The following is a 21,277-nucleotide window of genomic DNA, read 5'->3' as shown; positions in this document are numbered from 1 at the left end:
TCGCGCCAAGCATGGACACCCGCCGCACCGACCGCCTCCTGCTGCTGGTATTGCTCGTGTTACTGGCACGCCAGGCCTGGCTCGCCAGCTTCATCCATCCTTATGCGGACGATCTGAACTACGCCGCCGTGGGCATGGAGGGTCCGCTCGCGGAAAGACTCGTGGTGGAGTACCGCACCTGGAACGGCCGCTGGTCCACCAATCCCGCCGTGCTCCGTGGTCCGCTCACCTGGGCACCGGCACCATCGCTGGGGTGGTACCGGGCCATGCCCGTGTTCTTCATCCTCCTCACCATCTGCTCGGCCTTCTTCCTGCTGCGCACCATGCTGAAGGATGCGACGGACAGCACACGCATGTGGCTGGGCGCATTGGGTTTCACTTCCATCTACTTGAACCTGATGCCGCATCTGGGCCAGGGCATCCACTGGTACACCGGCGCGGTCACGTACCAAGCGGCCAGTGCCCTGATGCTGGTCCATGTGGCGGCGGTCATACGGATGCGCCGCGCCACGCGGCGACGTTCGTTGTGGACGGCGCTGGGTATCGCCACCCTCCTGTTCATCGCCGGTGCCAACGAGGTGTCCATGATGCTGGTCGTGGCCTTCCATACCCTGCTGATCCTGATGGGCTGGCGATCGGGCGCACGTGCGCATGCGCTTTCCGTGGCGCTGCTTTCCATCGCGGTGCTGGCTGGCGCGATGATGGCCGCAGCACCGGGCAATGCGGTTCGCGAAGCGCACTTTCCCGCGCGCCACGATCCCTTCCTCACGGGCGTGTGGTCCACGCTACAGACCGGACGGTTCGGGTCGGCGTGGGTCTTTTCACCGATCATGCTCGTGGCCACGCTGCTTGTCATGCCCGCCATCCGCGATCTCGCCTCGCGTTCACGGGATCTCGCGTCGCTGCTCGCCATCCCCGTCCGGCATTGGTCGCTCATCACCTTCGGAATGCTCTTCCTGGTGATGGCGCTGCCGTATTGGACCACCGGCCTGCTGGGCCAGCACCGCACCGTGAACGTGGCGCTCTTCTTCTTTGTCCCGCTCTGGCTGCTCACCGTGGGCGCACTCGATGCGCAGGTGGTCCAATGCCGTGGCTGGCGGCTTCCCCTGTCAAGGGCATGGGGCAGGAGGGTCCTGCTGATGCTGGCCATCGCGCTGTTGAGCTATGCCGGCAACGACAGGCGCGTGACGGACGATCTCTTCTCCGGGAGGGCTGTGCGCTACGACATGCGGATGCGGGAGCGCTATGCCTTGATCAGGGAGGGGATGGCCAGAGGCGCAGAGCAAGTGGTGGTGCCAGCGCTGTACGATGTGCCGCTCAGCCTGGCACCCTTGGACGCCGGCCCAGACCCGGGGCACTGGATGAACCGCGGACTCGCCGCCTGGCTGGGCGATCGGGACCTGCGGATCGTGGTGGCGGGGGAGTAGCGCCGATCAACGTGCGGCTTGCAGCGGCATGCCCACGGCGAAGAGCTCGCGGTACAACCGCTCATCGTGGCGGTACACGTCCTCGCGGAAGTTCAGGCGGTCCTCCCGATCGACCCACGCGGTGAAGTAGCCGATGGTCACCGGCCGCTTGTGCTTGAGCATCACCAGGCGCTCCCTGCCGCTGTTCATGGCCTGCCGGATGCGTGCCGGGTCCCATTCCGGGTCGTCCTTCAGCAGATATTCCGACAACCAGACCGGTTCACTCACCCGGATGCAACCGAAACTGAAGGCGCGCTGCTCCTTGGCGAAGAGCCCCTTGGTGGGCGTATCGTGCAGGTAGATGTGGTACTCGTTGGGAAAAAGGAACTTCACCAGGCCCAAGGCATTGGACGGTCCGGGTTTCTGCCGCACGGTATACGGTATGCCTGTGCTGAAACGGTTCCAGTCGATGCCCTGTGCCGACACGACCTGGCCGCCACTGAGCAACTCCATGTTGCGTGAAGCGAGATAGCCGGGGTTCTTCTTCAGGTTGGGCAGGATGTCCGCGCGCATGATGCCGGGTGGCACCGTCCAAGTGGGGCTGAACACCAGGCGGTCCATCACGTCGCTGAAGATCACCGTGCGCGTGGCCGTCTTGCCCACCACCACGTCCATGCTCTTCACCAGCGTATCGGCCTCGTACACATGGAGCCGAAATTCCGGGATGTTCACCAGGATGAGGTCGGCGGGTTGGTGTTCGTCCACCCAGCGCAGCCGCTCCATGTTGATGAGGATGGTGCGCAGGCGCTCCGCCATGGGCACATTGATCGCCTTCATGAAGCCGGCGCCGATCACGCCGTCGGGGTGCAGACCATGGCGGATCTGGAAGCGTTGCACGGCGGGTACGAGCGTGCTGTCATACCTGGTCCCCGTACCCGCGCTGTCCAGGTCGCCGATCAGCGCCAGTCGTTCCCGGATGGCGGCGATCACCAGGGCGCTGTCCCCGGGCTCCAGTTTGCGAAGGGCCTGTGGCAACGGCAGTTCCGGCCAGGGTACTTCGGCCAGGGCGTGGTAGCGCTGAAGCCTTTCCTTCAAAAGGCGGTATTGCGCATGCACCGGCTCATAGGCCGACAGGTCGATGACACCCTTGGCCAGCGAATCCAGCATACGCGACGCGTCCTTACGGCGCCGAGGGATGAACCAGTCCAACTCGCGCAGGTCACGCTTCAGGTAGCCTCCGTACTTCTTGTCCGCGAAGCGGAAGAACTGGGCGGTGAGCCGCAACTCCAGATCCGTGGCGCAGCTGTCGCAGAGCGCGATGCGCCGCCCTTCGGAGAAGCCCTGGTAGTAGAGGTCCATCAGCTTGTGGTTCAGGTCGGTGGCCTTGGGCAGGGTGGTGTCGGCCGTGTTCACCAGGGCGATGAACGCATCGGCCGAGGCGGAGAGCGAATCGCTGACGATCCAGGCGAACTGCATCTCGCGGCGCGTGTAGAACGCCATGATCTCCGCCGAGTCCACGCGGTATTCCGGATGCGTGTCGAAGAATGCGGCGAGTTCGGTGCTGTCCAGCGTGCGCACGCTGTACGGAGCGGGCGTTTCGAAGACCTCGGCGATGGCGAGGTTCTGCTCGGCGAGGGACAGGTCCTGAAGGTCTGGCGGCGTGGTGCAGGCTTGGGCCACCAGGAACAAGGTGGCCCATGGGAATGGCGATCGCATCATGGCCACAAAGGAACAAGGGCCGCGCCGATCGGGTCCGGATCAGTGGCCGTGGATGTAGAGGAGCGCCCTGTCCGCGAGCATGTCGATCAGCTCGGGCATATCGGCACGCGAAACCGCCGGGCAGCCCCAGCTGCGGCCCAACCGGCCATGTTGCGCAATGAAATCCCCACTCACGTAATCCGCGCCGTGCATGATCACCTCACGGGCCAGGGCCTGGTCGTTCACATCGGGGTCGAGGCCGTACAACAACAAGGCGGGGCCGTGCTTGGGGCTGAGGATCTCGGCGCCCACGCGGTACAGGCCCAAGCTTGTCTGGTGCGAGCCATGGCGGTTGCTGAACCGCTCGGCCATCAGTTCGCCGGTGCCCTGGCCATGGGCCACCCAGGTACGCTTCGCCAATTGGCAACCGACCAGGTCGATGACATACAGGCGCTCTTCGTGGCTGGGGCGGGTCATGTCGGCGATGGCCAGCACACGCGCTTCTCCCTCGAACGCTTCCACGCGAAGCATGGCCGCACGGAATACTTCGGCGGGCATCATCCCTTCCAGACCAAGGTCCTCATACATCGCCTCGAACCGATCCAATGGTGCGGACGGCTCCAAGTGGTCCACGGGCGCTGCGGGCAGCAGCCAACCGATGAGCGCAGCGAAATGGAAAAGCGTGGTCAACATGTTCCGAATGCAGGTCCGCCTTGTGGCCCTTGCGCCGGTCTTCCGGTCCGGCAGGCGATCAAGGCGCTGTGAAGATAACGACGGAGGCCCATTCCATTGTTACTACGACCGGTTGGATGCTTGTGTTCCCAGCCGCTACCCTGGTGTGCCGCCACCAAGCATGGCGGTCAACCCCGCGGTCCGTCCAGGAACCGGGACCGCATGTCCGGCGTGGGGATCATGCACGAGTCACGTTTCCCGAACCACTTGTATCGGTTCTTCGCCACCCAGCGGTAGACCGCGTCGCGCAGGAAGGGGGGTACGATGATGAACGCGTACATCAGTGGCCAGGCGCCGGAGAGGTCCCGTAACACGTTCAGGGCCGCGCTGCTGCGGGTCAGCAGCCGCCCCTTGCGCCGGTAGATCACCGTGTCCGGATCGCGGGGGTCGATCGTGCCGCCCTCCAGGAAGGACTTCGCTTCAGCAGACTGCAGGGTGCCGAAGTGGAAGCGTGCCTTGGGGTCGCGCTCGATGATGAACTGGACGAACCCGTTGCACAGGTCGCAGACCCCATCGAAGAGCACGATCCGTTCCATTTCGAGGGCGTGACCGGCGGGTGGCAGCACGGTCTAGGGGGCGGTGTCCACGCGGGGCAAAGGTATTGGAGCGCACACGGGAGGCGCCGGTTTCCGGGCTGGCGAGGCGTATCCGGCGCGGGTGTTGCCGATCAGAACTGGAAGTAGATGAACGGCACCATTTCGGCCGTCACCGTCTGGTACACCACCAGCACCACGGCGGCGCACACCAGCGCCATGGCCCACAGTGGCAGGGCGATGAAGCGTTCGCGATACCACTGCTTGGTGCGCTCGGGCAGCCAGTGTATGACGAAGCCCGCGAGCATCACCAGCATCACATGGCGGAAGCCGTACAGCACATCGCCCGCCAGTGCCCAGCCGAGATCACCGGTGATCTGGTGGAACATGTCGTTCACGTCCTCCAGGCTTTCACCACGGAACCAGAAACGGGTGAAGGTGATGAAGGTGAAAGTGATCGCGATGGCTTGGAAGCGTGCGAACCAGTGTGTGCTGTTTCCCCAAGGACTGATGCGTGACCAGCCTTTGTAAACCAGCAGGCCGATGCCGTTGAGGCCGCCCCAGATCACGAACATCCAACTGGCCCCGTGCCAGAGCCCGCCGATGAGCATGGTGAGCATCAGGTTGATGTTGGTGGTGACCATGTTGCGGAAGGGTGCCCATTGATGCGCGATGACCACGATGAGCGCCGTGGCGGCCAGCGCGATGAATGGCAGCATCCATTCCCCTGTGAGCAGCGTGAACATCACCAGCACCACGCCGGTCATGATCCACGAGAAGAGCGAACCTCCGCGGTTGCCGCCCATGGGGATGTAGAGGTAGTCGCGCAGCCAGGTGCTCAGGCTCATGTGCCAGCGTTTCCAGAACTCGGCGGTGCTGCGCGCCTTGTAGGGGCTGTTGAAGTTCACCGGCAGGGTGAAGCCCATCAGCAGGGCCACGCCGATGGCGATGTCCGTATAGCCACTGAAGTCGGCGTAGACCTGAAGCGAATAGCCATAGATGGCCAGGATGTTCTCGATGCCGGTGAAGCGCAACGGGTCGGCGAAGACACGGTCGATGAAGTTCACCGCGATGTAGTCGCCGATGACCATCTTCTTCAGCAGGCCGTTGAGGATCCAGAATACGGCCAGTCCGAACTGCGCGCGGGTGAGCTTGAAGTCGGTGTAGAGCTGGGGCACGAACTCGGCGGCGCGCACGATGGGACCGGCCACCAGCTGCGGGAAGAAGCTCACGTAGAAGCCGAAGTCGAGCAGGTTGCGTACGGGCTTCACATGCCCACGATACACGTCCACCGCGTAACTGATGGTCTGGAAGGTGAAGAAGCTGATGCCCACCGGCAGCAGGATCCGGTCCGCGACGAAGGAGCTGTCCCACACCAGATTGGTCCAGTGGGCGAAGTGGTTCACCACCTGGAAGCTGGTGCCGAAGAGTTCGTTGATGTTGTCCACCACGAAGTGGGCGTACTTGAAATAGCCCAGCACGCCGAGGTTCAGGAAGATGCTCAGCGCCAGCAGCCACCTGCGTTTCACTTCCGAGCGGCTGTCGTGGATGCCCTGGCCGATGAAGAAATCGGTGATGGTGCTGAAGAGCAGGATGGTGACGAAAAAGCCGCTGGTCTTCCAGTAGAAGAAGAGACTGGCGAAGAATAGGAAGGCGTTGCGCAGTGCCCGCCGCTTGTACACGATGCTGTAGATCGCCAGCACCACGGCGAAGAAGCCCCAGAAGAAGAAGCGCGTGAATATGAGCGGCTCCTCCGACTCATAGCCGATGACCCCCAGGATGAGGTAGGCGATGGATCGAAGGATCGTCTCGGCCGCTTCCATGCTTCAGGGTCTCACGCTCAGCTTCACATGTTCGCCGTAAGCCTGCATCAACGCCGCTGTCTGCAGGTCGCCCAGCAGCATATAGCCCTGGCGGTTGAAGTGGATGCGGTCCTTTTGGGCCAGCCCGGCGGACTCCCATTGGGCGATGGAGCCCAGGCCACCCATCACGGTGAAAAGGTCCCACACGCCCACGCCCTGTTCAGCGCCCAGCTCCAACATCACCTGCCGCACCTTGTGGGCATTGCGGTTGGCCACCTTGCGCTTGAAATAGCTGTCGCTGTTGGTGGTGAGCAGGATGGCCGCATCCGGGGCCACGCTTCGCACACGCCTTATCAATTCCGCGTAGTTGGCCTTGAAGCGCGCCGGGTCGAAGTCGGCGTCGTGCGCGTCGTTGATGCCCACGGAGAACACCACGAGGTCTGGCTTCAACAGGGCGAGGTGGTCGGCGAAGCGCTGGCAGCGCAGGTAGCTTCTGGTGGCCGCGCCGTTCACACCGATGGCATGGTAGAAGATGCCGGGGTCGTCGCTTTCCAGGATGATGCCGTGCAGGGTGAAGCGTGTCTGCAGCGTATCCGTCCGACGGAAGCGCAGCCGCAGCGTGTCCATGTAGCGGTCATAGCGTATGGTGGTCACACCCTCACGCGGATCGGTCCGTCTTTCGATGCGCACGGTGCTGTCGCGCGACCAGGCCTCCACGGCGATGCTGCTGTCCCGGTTGTGCAGCACCTTCACGCGGCTGAACTGGTAGCCGGGATATTGCTCACCCCGGAAAGCCACCATCAGTTCGGTCAGCGTATCCCGCGTGGTGACGGAGATGCCGCTGAGGCCGAGGGTGCTGGTGTCCGCCTTGGTCACGTTGCGCACGGCGGACCAGTTGCCGCTGTGCTTCACCTCGTAGGAGTACGGGTTGTTGGTCTTCGCCATGGTGTAGGGGAATATGAAGCCCCTGCCCGCACGGACACCCGGTACTACCTGTTGGAGGCGATGCCGCGTATGCATGCTCCACATGTCCGCCTGGATGTGCGATCCTCCTATGTGGACGATGTTCAGCTGTCCTTGGCCATCGAGGATGAGCCGGTCCAGCTTGTTGTGCCAGGCCGCGAAGCCACTGCTGTCGCCCTGCAGGATGATCTGGTTGGCCGCCAGGTCAACGAAGTCGGGCACGGTCACCCGCAATGGGTCCGGCTGGGCGAGCGCGGGCAGGGTGAGGATGATCGCGGCTTGGGCGGTGATCGAGCGCATGGACTGAAGTCAGGGTCTTTCCTTGGTGGATGTGGTCTTCTCCGCTTTAGGCGGCGCTTCCTTCTTCTCGGGCGGGGCAGGCTTGGCCTGTGTGGTGCTTCGCCACTCGGCGTAGTCGTTGATCAATGCGGTGTAGAAGAGTTCGCCGACCTTCTTCGAGCCGGCCGGACTGAAGTGCGTGTAGTCGGTGGTGGCCAGCGGCGGATCGGCCGTCACCCAGCTCACCATGCTGCCACGTCCGCCCATGGCGGTGTACATGTCCCAGAACACCGCACCCTGTTGCAGCGTGTGCTCCTTCATGGCGTCGCGCACCTCCTCCAGGAAGGGCCTTGTCACGTAATGTTCGCCCTCCTTGATGCTCATGTCGCTGGGGCCGATGACGATGACGCATACACCCGGTATCATGCGGCGGAATCGCGCGATCTGCGCCCCGAAGAAGGCGCCATATCGCTGCGCCTGTTCCTCCGTGCTGATGTTGGGCAGCACGTTGCCGCCGTATTGGAGTATCAACAGCTTCACACCGAGGTCGTCGTACATGGCCTGCAGCAGCGCCTGGTCCGTCTTGCGGAACTCGTAACCCGCCCCACCGCGCGCGGCGATGTTGTCCATGGCCACACCGCCCGGCCCGTCCAGCGAAACACCGAACACATCCGGGCTGTCCGCACCGGACAGGGTGATCGTCACATCTTCCGAAGGACCCGGGAAGCGCCATTCACCGATATGCAGGCGGTCGCCCGGCGGAATGGTCTCGGTGCGAACAAGTTCGCCGTTGCGTGTGACGCTGATGGTGAGCGGCGCGCGGTGCCAGCCAAAGTGCATCCGGCAAACCGTCCAGTCGCGGGCACGGGCGTAAGAGCGTTTATGCGGCTTGAGCGTGATGGTGGCGGTGTGCACAGTGGTATCCGGCGGGACACTGTCGGGCAGGATGGGCGTGAATCGGGAGAAACTGCCCAGAGCGCCGAAGCGATCATGGTACAGGCTGCTGTCGCGCTTGCCCATCACACTGAAGCGCTGCCAATTGGCACTGATGATCCGGTCCACCGAGAAGTGCGGAACGATGTCGGACACGCTCACCAGCCCCGGTCCTTGTCCGCCGAACTGCGTCTGGAGCTTGTTACGCGCGTAGCTTGTGATGCGGTCGCCTTCCAACTGTGAATCGCCATAATGCATGATGCGCATGGGCTTCTTCGCCTGATGCGCCCTGGTGAGCGCCTCAAAGAAGGGGTGTAGCGCCGCCTTGCCGGCCTCCGGGTAGTGCAGCATGATGCGTTCCTCCAGGGGCGGGATGCGGTCGGGGTCGAAGAGGAAGCGCTCCGGCGGCCTGTCCGGCAGGGTGTCCATGCCCAGCGTGTCCAGCGTGGTGAGCGCGTCATCCACCGTGATTCGCAATTCGATCTCCTCATCGGCGTCGGTGGTGATCGCCAGGATGTCGCTGATGTCCACCTTGCCGCGCCGGTCGGGGAAGAGCACTTGCCGCGGGGAGGGGAAGCGCACGGTGGTGAAACCGCCCAGCCGGAATCCTTCCGCCGGTATGATCGCGCCGATGATCCCGAGCAGCAGCAGGACCACCAGCAGGAACAGCCAGATGCGCAGCGGTCTCATGGCTTGGGGATCTTGATCCGTTGTCCGGGCCGGATGTTCGCGCCGATGCCGTTCGCCCGCATGATGTCCTCCGCCGATACGCCCGGATGCCGCTTGGCGATGCCATAGAGCGAATCGCCACTGCGCACGGTATACCAGGAATGGTCATCCGGCATGGCCTTCGGCGCCGGGGGTCTGACCTGAACGCGCGTGGTGTCCGTCCGCACGGGTGCGGCCGAGGTATCCGGGCGGATGCCATTCGTGACACCTTCGTATCTCAAGCGTTGCTCGTGGGGTACATACACGATCAAGGTGTTGCCCACCTCGACCACTTCGCTCTTGAGGTCGTTCCACGCCATCAGCTCCGCCGTCGATGTCGTGAAACGGGCGGCGATCGCATGGAGGTCCTCACCCTCTTCGATACGATGCAGAATGGCCTCGCGTCCGTCCGCGAGCCGGTCCACAGCCTCTTCCGACAGGCGTTCGGCGGCGGGTGTCCGCGGCTTCGTGCGTTGGGCCTCCAGCACCACGAAGGCCAGATCCGTGAACCGGGCGGCCTCGCTGCGGGGCAGAAGGAAGGCCATGCCCGCGGGTACCGTGCCACCAGTGAGCGTGGGATTGAGCGCGCTGAAACGCGATGGCCGGGTGCCCAGCACACGTGTGAGCGCGCCGATGTGCAGCAGGCTGTCGAAGCGCACCGTGTCGTTCGGTTCGGTGATGCGGTAGACCAATGGCTCAAGGTCGATCGCTTCGGCTTGCCTTGCCAGGAAGGTGAAGGCCATCAACCTTGGCAGCACACCCCGGTGGCCGGGCGAGAAATGCGGGTAGAGCAGTCGTGCATCGGCATCGCGCCCGGCCCGCTGCCGCGCGCGGGTCAGGTTCGCGGGTCCGCAGGCGAAGGCCATCACGGCGGTGGGCCAGTCGTTGTACCGGGCATGCAGCGCTTGCAGGTGACGCATGGCGGCCGCGGTGCACTTCTCCGCATCACGTCTTTCGTCCATGGAGGCCGATACGATCAGGCCATGTTTCAACGCCACAGGCCAGGTGAGCATCCACAGCCCGGCCTCGCCCGTGTTGCTGGCGGCCTGCGGGTTGAAGGCGCTCAGCGCGAAGGGGAGATACTTCAAATCATCGGGCAGCCCGTGCGCGGCCAGTTCGCGTTCGATCATCGGCAGGTAGGCCTCCGCCGCGCCGAGCACCACGCGGAAATGATCGCGCTGCTCCTGGGTGAACACTTCCACATGGCGATCCACCAGGCTGTCCACGAAGACCGGCAGGGCAGGGGTGGCGCGTTTCAGGTCTTCATAGAGGCGGTCCGCATCCAGCGTCTGCCCCGGCTTGGGCTTGACGCGCGACGTTTGGAAACGCTGCTGGATGGGCCAGGTGGCGAGCAGACTGTCCACCGGCCATGCGCCCTGTCCGTAAGTGGGGGCTGAGATCGACACGGCCAGAGCGGCGGTGATATGTTGCAGGAACCTCCTCACGCGACCACGTAAAAAAACCTGCCTCGAACAAGCAACGGGCCGTGCTCCGCAGGAAGTCTTCCACGCGCTGGTGTTGGCCATGCCGGGCGAACACCTTCCACCTGCCAGCGTTCCTTTGTCACATGATATCCATGGCATGGGCGTTCCGATCGATCCCCGCGTTGGCGATGTCCGCCCTGCTGCCCGCCTGTGCCCAGCCTCCGGCCCCGGCCCCCGCCACTGATTCCCCGACACCAACACCACCTACCGAGTCTGCCAAGATGATCACCGTTGAGATCTTGAGCGATGTGGTCTGCCCCTTTTGTTACATCGGCAAGCGCGAATTCGAGAGCGCCCTGGCACGTTTCCCGGAACGGGACCAGGTGCGCGTGATCTGGCGCAGTTTCGAGCTCGATCCCGGTGCGCCGGCCCGCAGCCCGCACGACATGTACGGCATGCTGGTGGAGAAGTACGGCGGCACACGTGCCGATGCGAAGGCCCGGGTGGACGGCGTGGTGCAGCGCGCGCGAACGGTCGGTCTGGCGTATGAGATGGACAAGGCCATCATCGGCAGCAGTTTCCACGCGCACCGGGTGCTGCAATTCGCCAAGACCAAGGGTCGCGGCGATGCCATGAAGGAGCGGTTGTTCCGGGGCTACTTCATGGAAGGTGTCCACCTGGCGGACATAGCGACGCTGGTGCGGCTGGCCTCCGAGGCCGGACTGGATGGGACCGAGGTGGAGCAGGTGTTGAATGGGTCGGCCTTCGCGGACGCGGTGCGTGCTGATGAACAGGAGGCGCGACGGATCGGCGTGCGCGGTGTGCCCTTCTTCCTGATCGACGAGCGGTACACCGTGAGCGGTGCGCAGACGAGCGAGGTCTTCCTGAATGCGCTGGGGCAGGCGTGGCAGGCACGCTGAACGATCAGAGCCCCTTCACCAGCCGGCGCGTGATGCGGCCCCCGCCGAACTCGACGGATACCAGGTAGACACCGGGCGCCCAGCCACTCGCGTCGGCGTCGACGACCATGCGGCCATCCTGGATCGCCAGTGAACGCGTGAGCACCACCTGGCCGGCCACATCGGTCACCACCAGCCCGGCCATGCCGCTGGCCGTGCCACGCGACTCGATGCGGAACAGGTCACGCGTGGGGTTGGGGTGAACGCTCAGGCCGTTGAGGCCAATCGTCTGCGCGATGCCAGTGCCGATGCCCTGCTCGTCCTCGTCGATCTCGCCGTCGCAATTGTTGTCCACGCCAAGGCCGGTGGGTGGTGCACCGGGGTAAATGGTGTCGTCGGCATCGTCGCAGTCGCCGTTGTTGTCCACGTGGCCTTCGGGCTGTTCACAGGCGAAGACGAACACTTCGGGATCGCCGAAGCCATCGCCATCGGCGTCAGCGAAAAAGAGCTGCTCCACCAGCACGATCACCTCCAGGGTCATGCTGTCCTCCGCGGGGGCCACCGCCGCGCCTTCCATGGCGGCCACGTAGTAGGTGATCCCGTGGGTGCCGGGTCCCGCCTCCTGGGGATCGAAGACGTTGCCGCTCACGCCGGGTCCGCTGAAGCCGCCGCCCTGTGTGCCGGTGGGTACCAGGGTCACCGGTGCATCACTGATGCACATGGTAGTGGGCAGGCCGGTGAAGGAAGGGTCGGGCAGGATCACCAGATCGAGCGAAACGCTGGCCTCGTTGTCGTTCACGGGCACCGGTGGAATGAAACCGCCGCATGACCCGGAAAAGGCCCAATAGTTCACGTTGATCATCAGATCGAGCCACACGACGAAGACGCCCGCTTCGGTGGGCGTGCCATCCAGCCAGCCGCAACCGTTGGCCGGGGGTGCGTATGAGGATGCGGTGGTCTGCGCCACCATGCCCGCGGGCATGCCATAGAAGTTGAAGGAGTGCATCTGGGTGAGGCGCAGGGAGGTGCCCGCCAGATCGGGGAAGATGAGGCCCGCATCCACGCAGGCATTGGTGGCGTGGAAGGAAAGCTGGTCGTAGTAGGCTTCACCCACGCGGCCGTCCACGATGGCGGTATCGCACACCCCGCCGTAGGGCGGCAGATCGGCGAGGCAGTTCACCGGTACGCATTGCGAGAAGGCGAGGTGGGGAACAAAGAGCGCGGCGACGGGAAGCAGCAGGCGTAGCATAAGGGTCATGGTTTTCGGTCGCATTGGAGCGGGGGGAAGATAATGGGCGCCGGCCTTTCGCCTGAGCAGGCCGTGCCGCATTCACCGACTGGCCAACACCCCGCAGAGGTGCCACAGCATGCGCGCGCCCACATTGGCGTCCCATTCATCCTTGCCGGGGCTTACCTCCACCAGGTCGAAACCGATGACCTTGCGCCTGGCGGCCAGGCGTGAGAGCAGGTAGGTGGCCTCCTCGAACTGGAAACCGCCGGGCACTGGTGTGCCGGTGTTGGGGCAGAGCACCGGATCGAGTCCGTCGATGTCGAAGGTGATGTGGACCTTGTCCGGCAGCGTGTCGATGATGGCGTCGCACTGTTCGCGCCAATTGACGCCGCCATATTGCTGGCGCCGGATGTCGGCACTGCGCACCACCTTCACGCGGCCCTTCTGCTGCTGCAATACCTCATTCTCCTGCTGGCAGAAGTCGCGTATGCCCACGCTGGTGATGCCGGTGATCGCCCGGATGGGCAGTGCGTTGTAGAGGATGCTGGCGTGGCTGTACGTGAAGCCCTCGTAGGCGATGCGCAGGTCCAGGTGCGCGTCGATGTGCAGGATGCCGAAGGACCTGTGGCGTTCGGCCAAGGCGCGCATCATGCCCAGTGGCGTACTGTGGTCGCCACCCAGCAGTCCCACCAGCTTGCCCTGGTCCATCCAGTAGCCGCAGCGCTGTTCCACCCAGTCATTCATCACCGCGCATTCGGCGTTCACCAAGGCGAGGGCTTTTTTCGCATGGGCCTTCTTCTTCGCATCGCCACCCCCGACCAGCACATCGATCACACGCTGGGCCTCCTTCTTCAACCCGTCGCTTTGCTTGCGCAGGGCGTCGGGGATCTCATCGAGCCAGATGCCGCGCTTCCACAGATCGGGGAATTCCGGGTGGAACAGGTCCACCTGCAGGCTCGCATCGCGGATGGCCGCAGGGCCGCGCGAAGTGCCGCCACCGTAACTGGTGGTCACTTCCCAGGGCACGGGCACGATCACGATGTCACTTTCCGCCGCCGTGAAAGGCAGGCCGTAGAGGCCGGCGTTGGCGCTGGCGGGGCTGTTGGGGTCGAAGGACCTGATCTTGGCGGCTTTGCTCATGGGGCTGGCGTGGGGCGGCCAAGTTAGTCCGGAGCATACAGGGGCATGGCTACTTTCGTGCGCCACACGAACAAGCATGACCATGTTCCCCTCCACCCGATCGTTCGGCGCGCTGTTGATCGCCTTCGCGCCCGCCTCCGCTTTGCTGGCCCAGGACGCCTACCCCATCCATGTGGATGTTCCACCTTTCGTGGCCATGGGCGCTTCCTATGAGATCTTCGGCTACGTGCGCAACACATCGTCGACGCCACTCACCGGCTTCACCACCGGCTGGCGCTGGAACAACGGCCCGGTGCAACGCGGCAACTTCCTCAACCTGGGCGCGGGCATCGGCACGGAGAACATGGCGATGTTCACCCATCCGGTGCGCTTTGAGCCCACCATGGCCGGCCGTGGCAAATTGAAGGTGTGGGTGGACGGCCAGAACGATGGCCAGCGCAGGAACGACACCTTGACCTTTGATGTGACCGTGCTGGACCGCTGGGTGAGCAAGAAGCTGCTGATGGAGGTGCGCACCTCGCTGAATTGCCACAACTGCCAGATGGCGCGGCCCAACGTGGATGCCCTGATGCGTGACCCGCAGGTCCTGGTGGCCAAATTCCACCACCGCGACGATCTCGCCGTGGCGGCCGCCGACCAGTACTTCAACAGCTATGGCACGGACTTTACCCCCGCCGGTGTGCTCGATCAGGGCGAAGCGGGCGTTTATGCGCCCAATCCGAACCACTCCCAATGGCAGCGGCATCTGAAAGGCAAGGCCCTTGGTGTATCGCCCGTGCTGTGCCAGGTGGTACCCGTGCTGGACACGCTAACGCGCACGCTGCACGTTACGGTGGCGGCCGAATTCACCACGGCCATGCAGGGCGATTTCTCCGTGAACGCCCTGGTGATGCTGGACAATGTGTATGCCCCCGGACAAGGCAGCCCCTGGCACCATGGCGTGGTGCGCGCCATGCTGGCCGGCCCGGATGGAGATGGCGAGGTGATCCCCGAGAAGCCCGTGCCCGGCATCACCTACAAGGTGACCTACGACGTGAAGCTGCCCGATGGCATCGACCCGTCGGACCTGTGCATCACCGGCTATGTCACACGGCACGATGGGCTGAAGCGCATCACGCTGAATGCGCGCGATGCCTCGGTGGACCTGGGCAGAATGGACGAACCCGTGGCGATGATGTCGCCCATGGGGCCCATGGATGCGCTTCTTTCCCAAGCACCCTTCGGTGAAAAGCCCCGCAGCATGGGGCTGTGTGCACCGATCGGAAAGGCGGTGTTGCCGTCGGCCATCGGCCGTGGCCGTTCGGTGGCCTAGATCGCGCTTCGGAGCACCTGGCCGGGGCGCATCAAGGCGAAGAGGTCGGGCATGTTCCACACCGGGCGCAGCACAGGCCTTGCGGACAAGCTGACGACCTCTTTCTCCGCGGGCCCCGGCTCGGAAACAGGTTCTTCGGCCTTGGGTGCGATCCCTTCGCTGCTGAGTCCCTTCGCGGTCATGGTCCAGGTGCGGTCCACCATGTCGCGATCCAGGGTGTTGGAGGTGTTCCTCACATTGTCCAGCATGAAGGCGATGTCAGTGTGGAAATGCACCGACTTCCCCTCGGGCACCTGCAACACGAAGCGGATGCGCTGCCCGCGGATCTTGTCCTGTTTGGGCCAGGTGAGCCAGGGCGAAAGCGTGAGCACATCGCCGGACCGCTCCACCTGGCAGGTGATGTTCTCCGAGCGCCGCAGGGAAGCCTTGGCATTGCGCCCCTGCGTGCGGCGTTCAACCAGCAGGTGGTAGTGCTCGTCCGGGCTGCGGCGCACATCCAGCCGGCCCCAGGCACCGCGGATGCTGTCGCCTTCCAGGTCGAGGCCCTGCCAGTCGGTGTCGATGTGGATGCGCTTGTGCCGCTTGTTCCAAGGACCGCGGAACGCGCCGGGTTCGTCACTGGCTTCGAGGAAGAGCACATCGCCCGCGGGCTGCTCGATCGCGATCTCCGTGCGGAGCATCTCCGTGCGCTGGAAGTCGCTGCCCAAGCGCACCCCGATGACGATGGTGACGACAAGCGCGACGATCCAGATGGGAACGAGTGTCCAGCCGAACCAGCGCGGCGCGCTCACATCAAGCAGCAATTGCAGACCGGCACTGAGGACGCCGATGATGGGGATGAGCGCGAGCAGGAAGACGCTGATGGCGAACCAGAGCGCCAGGCTGCTTGTGGGGAAGACGAGACCGCCCAATTCGTACAGGCCGATGCCGGAACCCATGCCCGCGATGCCGCCACCCACGGCGGCGCTGAGCAGCGTCACGGCCAGTCCCACGCCCACGGCCAGCAGCACCAGTCCGATGACGCGGCGGATGACCACGGCGATGCCATCACCGGCGTCCCTTGCGCGACGGCGCAGACCGGCGGTGCGGCGTTTGCCTTCTTCGCCGCTCCACTTCCTGCCCAGGTCCTCCACATCGCTGGCCACACGCTGGGCACCCTCCTCGAAGGTGCGTTTCAGGTTGTCCACGGTCACCGGTTCGCCGTCCATCATCAGGCGATCGGCCGCGGTGCTGGCCTTGGGTATGAGGATCCAGAGCAGGATGTAGAGCAGGATGGGGCTGCCCACGCCCAGCAGGATCAGCACGATGAAGGCGATGCGCAACCACAGCGGATCCATGCCGATGTAGGCCGCGATACCGCCCAGCACCCCGCCGATCCATTCGTCGTCCGGGTCGCGGAACAAGCGCTTGTAGCGTCGACCCCGGGCTTCGCCGCTGCCGCTGCCTTCTCCACCGGCATAGTCCTCCGGCTGGCCCATCACGGCGATCACATGTTCCACATCGGCCAGGGTCACCACCTCGCCGCGGCCATCGAGCCTTTCGGTGAAAAGCTCCGCGATGCGCGACTCGATGTCGGCCATGATCTCATCGCGGCCGGCGCTGCCTTCGAAGCGGCCGCGGATGTTGGCCAGGTAGCGGTGAAGGGCCTCGTAGGCGTCCTCCTCGATGTGGAACACCGTGCCGCTGACGTTGACAGTGAGGGTCTTTTTCATGATGACGGACGCGATCGCGTGGTTTGAGGGTGTGGCCTGCGGCCGGAGGTTCGGGTGGTGGTCTAGTTTCGCTTGGTGGTCTTCTTCACGGCCTGGGCGAGCTCCTGCCAGGATTCGTCCAACTCGTCCAGGAACTTGTTCCCCAACAGGGTGATGCGGTAGTACTTCCGTGGCGGGCCGCTGCGCGATTCCTCCCAGCGGTAGTCCAGCAGGCCGGCGTCCTTCAGGCGGGTGAGCAGCGGGTAGAGCGTGCCCTCCACCACGATCAGCTTGGCCTCCTTCAGCTTGGCGATGATGTCCGAGGGATAGCATTCGCCCTGGGCGAGCACGCCGAGTATGCAGTACTCCAGTACGCCCTTGCGCATCTGTGCCTTGGTGTTCTCCACGTTCATCGCCCTGCGGGTTGGTTCTACGACATGGCAAAGATGCATGCTTCAATTGGTACTATGCAAGACAAAGTACCTGTTTGTGACAAGTGGTTGGTCGATCGGACGAATGGTTCGGTGGTGCTCAGCGGGCGCCGCCGCCTACCTTGGACCCACCGATCGCACCACCATGCGCAAACACCTCTGGAAGATCGTCCTCACCCTGCTCGTGATCCTGGTGATCGCCGGGTACTTCAAGTTCTTTTGGGTCTTCGGCACGGGCGTGAAGGCCGGCGAGTTGAACTACGTGGTCCACAAGGGTGTGCTCTTCAAGACCTACGAGGGCAAGATGGTGCAGACGGGCATCCGCAGCCAGCATGGCACCTTCGAGAGCTTCGAGTTCGTCTTCTCCGTGGAGGACCCCCGGGTGGCCGAGGAGTTGATGGTGAACAGCGGCAAGCAGTTCAACCTGCACTACCGCGAGTACCTCGGCGCCCTGCCATGGCGCGGCCACAAGCGCTTCGTGGTGGACAGTATCGTGTCCATGGAAGCCATCAAACGTTGAACGTGCCACCGTGGCGGAAAGCGGCGATGCGATCGGACCGAAGCGCGGACCAATGACCTGGGTGCTGCCCGTTGTCGTCCTGTTGTCGGCCCTGGCGGCGCTCGCCTGGTGGGTCTCGCGTTGGGAGCAAGCCACCGTGCTTGGCCATCTGAACGCCATCGCGCCGGACGGTGACGTGGAGCGCTATACCGCAGCCTTCCACGCGCGTATCCAGGGGAATTTCCGCTTCATGGCCGGTGCCTTCATCGTCATGGCGGTTCTCCTTGCCGCGATGCGGAAGCGGATCGGCGAGGCCATGACACCAGCGGCATCGGGTGCTTGGGGCCGCTTCCGTGCCGACCTGCGCGAAGTGCGTGAACGCTACGCCAAGCGCACCTCCTTCGCCCACAAGCGATCCGTGCTGCTGCTGATCCTGGCCGGAGCGGCCTTGCGCGCCTGGCTGATGCCCGCGGCCATCACCTACGATGAGGCCTTCACCTGGACCTACTACGCCAGCCGTCCGCTGCATGTCATCCTCAGCGACCTGTCCTATCCGAACAACCACATCCTGCACACCCTGTTGGTGAAGCTCTTCACCACGGTGCTGGGTGTTGGCACCATTTCCCTGCGTCTGCCCGCCTTCCTGGCCGGCGTGGCGGTGATGCCGCTCTTCTACCTCTTCGTGCGCGCCACCTTCAACCGCTACATCGCGCTCATGGCCCTGGCCATGGTGGCCGCTTCCGGTCCCTTGATCGAGTATGGTGCGCTGGCCCGCGGCTACACGCTCACCTGGCTGGCCTTGATGGCGGCGCTGCTGCTGGGCCGGCACTTCGTGAAGGAGAACAACCCGGCCAGTGCGTTGCTGCTGGCCCTGGTGCTCGCGCTGGGCCTCTGGACCACCCCCGTCATGGTCTATCAGGCGGCCTTCGTCTATGTCTGGATCGGGCTGCAACTGGCCATGCGATACCGCACAACGCTGGACGGACGCCTGCGTGCCCTGGTATTGTCCATGCTGCTCTGTGCGGGGCTCACCGTGCTGGCCTATCTGCCCGGCTTGCTCACCTATGGTGCGGGCCATGTGCTGCGTCCCGGCGTCACGCCCGAGGATACGCGGGAGGCGTTCCGCCAAATGCCCGCCGAGCATGCCTACGCCCTCTACGCCTACATCATGGAAACGTCGTGGAAGTGGCTGGCGATAGCGGGGAGCGTGGCCATTCTGGCGGCCGGCTACTTCTCCGCACGCTATCGCATGCTGCTGGCCGCGCTCGCTCTGGGGGCCATCCCCCTGGTGCTGGCACAGGGCGTGGTGGCGCCGCCGCGCGCCTGGCTCTACATCCTCTTCTTCCTCCATCTGGGCGTGGCCATAGGCCTGTTCTACCTGCTGAAATGGACGCAGGAGAAACTGCTCACCTCCATGGGCAAACGGGTCCGTGCCGCAGGGGCCAGCGTGGTGCTGCTGGTGCTCGGGGCATGGCCGGCCCTGGGCGTGCTTCCGGACCGCATCGAACGCTACCCCGAAGCGCGCCTGGCCGCCGCCTACCTGCGCGAAGCCCTGGAGCCTGGCGACCGGGTCTACACCATGTTCCCTTGGGAGGCCCCGATCGAGTTCCACGCCAAGGCCATGGGCATTCCGCGTTCCGTTTTCCACCAACCACCTGAAGCGGCCGGCATCCGATTCGTGGCCGCCAGCCCTGCGGACCGGCAGCATTGGAAGCGGGTGCTGGCGCACCACAAGGTGGACACCTTGGTATGGTCACAGGCCGAAATGGTGAAGGATTGGCCGCGATTGGAGATCTTCGCGGCCCGCCAAGCGGAAAACCCGGTGCCCGGTGCGCCGGAGACCGGGGCGGAATGAACCGGAAGCGGCAAGGCGCCGCATCATCACTTCAATAGACAACGATGGCTGAAGAAGGACGCCAGATCATCTTCAACATGGTGAAAGTGGGGAAGACCCTGCCCACCGGGAAGAAGATCCTCAATGACATCTACCTGGGCTTCTACTACGGGGCCAAGATCGGGATCCTCGGTCTCAATGGATCGGGGAAATCCACGCTCATGCGCATCATCGCGGGCAAGGAGAAGAATTTCGACGGTGAGATACACCTCAGCCCCGGCTACACCATCGGCCACCTGGAGCAGGAGCCGGAGGTGGACGAAAGCAAGACCGTGATCGAAGTGGTGCGAGAGGGTGTGCAGCCCATCATGGACCTGCTGAAGGAGTACGAGGAGGTGAACAACAAGTTCGCCGATGAGGACATCCTGAACGATCCCGACAAGATGGACAAGCTCATCGCGCGGCAGGCGGCGCTACAGGACAGGATCGAGGTGAGCGATGCGTGGAACATCGACCAGAAGCTGGAGGTGGCCATGGACGCGCTGCGCTGCCCGGACAGCGATACGCCGATCAAGGTGCTCAGCGGTGGTGAGCGCCGCCGGGTGGCCCTCTGCCGCCTGCTGTTGCAGAACCCCGACATCCTGCTGCTGGATGAGCCCACCAACCACCTGGATGCCGAGAGCGTGGCCTGGTTGGAACTGCACCTGCAGCAGTACAAGGGCACCGTCATCGCCATTACGCACGACCGCTATTTCCTGGACAACGTGGCGGGCTGGATCCTGGAACTGGACCGTGGCGAAGGGATCCCTTACCAGGGCAATTACACCAACTGGCTGGAGCAGAAGACCGCGCGCATGGCCCAGGAGGAGAAACAGGAGAGCAAACGCCAGCGCGTGCTGAAGCAGGAACTGGAGTGGGTGCGCAGCAACGCCAGCGCGCGCCGCACCAAGAGCAAGGCCCGTCTGCAGAATTACGAGAAACTGCAGAGCGAGAGCGTGAAGGAGAAGGAGGCCAAGCTGGAGATCTTCATCCCCAACGGGCCGCGTCTCGGCGACAAGGTCATCGAGTTCAAGGACGTGAGCAAGGGCTACGACGACCGGCTGCTGATCGACAAGCTCACCTTCGCGTTGCCCCCGGCGGGCATCGTGGGCATCATCGGTCCCAACGGCGCGGGCAAGACCACGCTCTTCCGCATGATCATGGGGCAGGAGAAGCCCGACAGCGGCAGCATCACCATCGGTGAGACCGTACAGATCGCCTATGTGGACCAGAGCCACGACGACCTGAAGCCGGACCGGACCGTGTACGACGTGATCAGCGGCGGGCTGGAGAACCTCACCTTCGGCAATGTGGTGATGAACACCCGCGCCTACCTGGGCCGCTTCAACTTCACCGGACAGGACCAGAGCAAGAAGGTGGGCGTGCTGTCCGGTGGCGAACGCAATCGGTTGCACCTGGCCATGACCGTGAAGCAGAGCAGCAACGTGCTGTTGCTGGACGAACCCACGAACGACCTGGACGTGAACACACTGCGTGCGCTGGAGGAAGCCATCCAGGACTACAGCGGATGCGCGGTCATCATCAGCCACGACCGCTGGTTCCTCGATCGTGTATGCACCCACATCCTCGCCTTCGAGGGCGACAGCCAGGTGTACTGGTTCGAGGGCGGCTTCACGGACTACGAGGAGAACCGCAAGAAGCGACTGGGCGGCGACATTGTTCCGCACAGGATCAAGTACAGGAAGCTGGTGCGGGGGTGAAC

The 21,277-nt window shown here is 64.1% G+C and carries 17 protein-coding genes; 6 read left to right on the top strand and 11 right to left on the bottom strand.

The window, feature by feature from the left end; genetic code table 11:
- Positions 1–11: 11 nt before the first annotated feature.
- Positions 12–1,427 (top strand): hypothetical protein, encoded by a 1,416-nt coding sequence (locus tag KIT10_05880; GenBank protein ID MCW5898783.1) that lies wholly within the window; start codon positions 12–14, stop codon positions 1,425–1,427.
- Positions 1,428–1,433: 6 nt separating this feature from the next.
- On the opposite strand, the gene KIT10_05875 is transcribed toward KIT10_05880, so the two are convergent.
- The 7 genes from KIT10_05875 to KIT10_05845 all read right to left on the bottom strand — a co-directional run bounded on the left by KIT10_05875 (position 1,434) and on the right by KIT10_05845 (position 10,499).
- The gene (locus KIT10_05875; protein ID MCW5898782.1) at positions 1,434–3,125 is read right to left on the bottom strand and encodes a L,D-transpeptidase family protein; all 1,692 of its coding nucleotides are present in this window, start codon (positions 3,123–3,125) and stop codon (positions 1,434–1,436) included.
- Positions 3,126–3,164: 39 nt separating this feature from the next.
- Positions 3,165–3,797, bottom strand: a complete 633-nt coding sequence (locus KIT10_05870; protein MCW5898781.1) for a murein L,D-transpeptidase catalytic domain family protein — start codon at positions 3,795–3,797, stop codon at positions 3,165–3,167.
- A 167-nt stretch (positions 3,798–3,964) separates the two neighbouring features.
- Positions 3,965–4,372 carry a thiol-disulfide oxidoreductase DCC family protein gene (locus tag KIT10_05865; GenBank protein MCW5898780.1) on the bottom strand — a complete coding sequence of 136 codons (408 nt, stop codon included), beginning with the start codon at positions 4,370–4,372 and terminating at the stop codon, positions 3,965–3,967.
- 131 nt (positions 4,373–4,503) lie between these two features.
- Entirely contained in the window at positions 4,504–6,192 is a 1,689-nt protein-coding gene (locus KIT10_05860) for an MBOAT family protein (protein MCW5898779.1), read from the bottom strand.
- Positions 6,193–6,195: 3 nt separating this feature from the next.
- The gene (locus KIT10_05855; protein MCW5898778.1) at positions 6,196–7,434 is read right to left on the bottom strand and encodes a hypothetical protein; all 1,239 of its coding nucleotides are present in this window, start codon (positions 7,432–7,434) and stop codon (positions 6,196–6,198) included.
- Positions 7,435–7,443: 9 nt separating this feature from the next.
- A complete protein-coding gene (locus KIT10_05850; GenBank protein ID MCW5898777.1) occupies positions 7,444–9,036 on the bottom strand; it encodes a hypothetical protein in 1,593 nt (530 codons plus the stop codon).
- Positions 9,033–10,499, bottom strand: a complete 1,467-nt coding sequence (locus KIT10_05845) for a LysM peptidoglycan-binding domain-containing protein (GenBank protein ID MCW5898776.1) — start codon at positions 10,497–10,499, stop codon at positions 9,033–9,035. The genes KIT10_05850 and KIT10_05845 overlap by 4 nt, the downstream gene beginning before the upstream one ends.
- Positions 10,500–10,759: 260 nt before the next feature.
- On the opposite strand from KIT10_05845, the gene KIT10_05840 reads away from it, so the two are divergent.
- The gene (locus KIT10_05840; GenBank protein ID MCW5898775.1) at positions 10,760–11,398 is read left to right on the top strand and encodes a DsbA family oxidoreductase; all 639 of its coding nucleotides are present in this window, start codon (positions 10,760–10,762) and stop codon (positions 11,396–11,398) included.
- Positions 11,399–11,402: 4 nt separating this feature from the next.
- On the opposite strand, the gene KIT10_05835 is transcribed toward KIT10_05840, so the two are convergent.
- Positions 11,403–12,626, bottom strand: a complete 1,224-nt coding sequence (locus tag KIT10_05835; protein ID MCW5898774.1) for a T9SS type A sorting domain-containing protein — start codon at positions 12,624–12,626, stop codon at positions 11,403–11,405.
- Positions 12,627–12,707: 81 nt separating this feature from the next.
- Positions 12,708–13,748 (bottom strand): agmatinase family protein, encoded by a 1,041-nt coding sequence (locus KIT10_05830; protein MCW5898773.1) that lies wholly within the window; start codon positions 13,746–13,748, stop codon positions 12,708–12,710.
- Positions 13,749–13,830: 82 nt separating this feature from the next.
- Between KIT10_05830 and KIT10_05825 the strand changes: the two genes are divergently transcribed.
- The gene (locus KIT10_05825; protein MCW5898772.1) at positions 13,831–15,060 is read left to right on the top strand and encodes a hypothetical protein; all 1,230 of its coding nucleotides are present in this window, start codon (positions 13,831–13,833) and stop codon (positions 15,058–15,060) included.
- Here the strand turns inward: KIT10_05825 and KIT10_05820 are convergent.
- Both KIT10_05820 and KIT10_05815 read right to left on the bottom strand, forming a co-directional pair.
- The gene (locus KIT10_05820) at positions 15,057–16,772 is read right to left on the bottom strand and encodes a PspC domain-containing protein (GenBank protein ID MCW5898771.1); all 1,716 of its coding nucleotides are present in this window, start codon (positions 16,770–16,772) and stop codon (positions 15,057–15,059) included. The genes KIT10_05825 and KIT10_05820 overlap by 4 nt on opposite strands.
- A 62-nt stretch (positions 16,773–16,834) precedes the next feature.
- Complete coding sequence (locus tag KIT10_05815; protein MCW5898770.1) at positions 16,835–17,164, bottom strand: PadR family transcriptional regulator; 330 nt, start codon at positions 17,162–17,164, stop codon at positions 16,835–16,837.
- 163 nt (positions 17,165–17,327) lie between these two features.
- Here KIT10_05815 and KIT10_05810 point away from each other — a divergent pair, with 163 nt between their 5' ends.
- Genes KIT10_05810 through ettA form a run of 3 tightly spaced genes read left to right on the top strand, consistent with a single transcriptional unit; the run spans position 17,328 to position 21,275 of the window.
- Complete coding sequence (locus KIT10_05810) at positions 17,328–17,702, top strand: hypothetical protein (GenBank protein MCW5898769.1); 375 nt, start codon at positions 17,328–17,330, stop codon at positions 17,700–17,702.
- Positions 17,703–17,754: 52 nt separating this feature from the next.
- Positions 17,755–19,536: a glycosyltransferase family 39 protein gene (locus tag KIT10_05805; GenBank protein MCW5898768.1), complete on the top strand. Its 1,782-nt coding sequence runs from the start codon at positions 17,755–17,757 to the stop codon at positions 19,534–19,536.
- 44 nt (positions 19,537–19,580) lie between these two features.
- Entirely contained in the window at positions 19,581–21,275 is a 1,695-nt protein-coding gene (gene ettA / locus KIT10_05800) for an energy-dependent translational throttle protein EttA (protein MCW5898767.1), read from the top strand.
- The last annotated feature ends 2 nt before the right edge of the window (positions 21,276–21,277 follow it).

Source organism: Flavobacteriales bacterium (genome assembly GCA_026129465.1).
Lineage (GTDB): Bacteria > Bacteroidota > Bacteroidia > Flavobacteriales_F > PHOS-HE28 > PHOS-HE28.
This window is presented reverse-complemented; position numbering and strand designations above follow the sequence as displayed.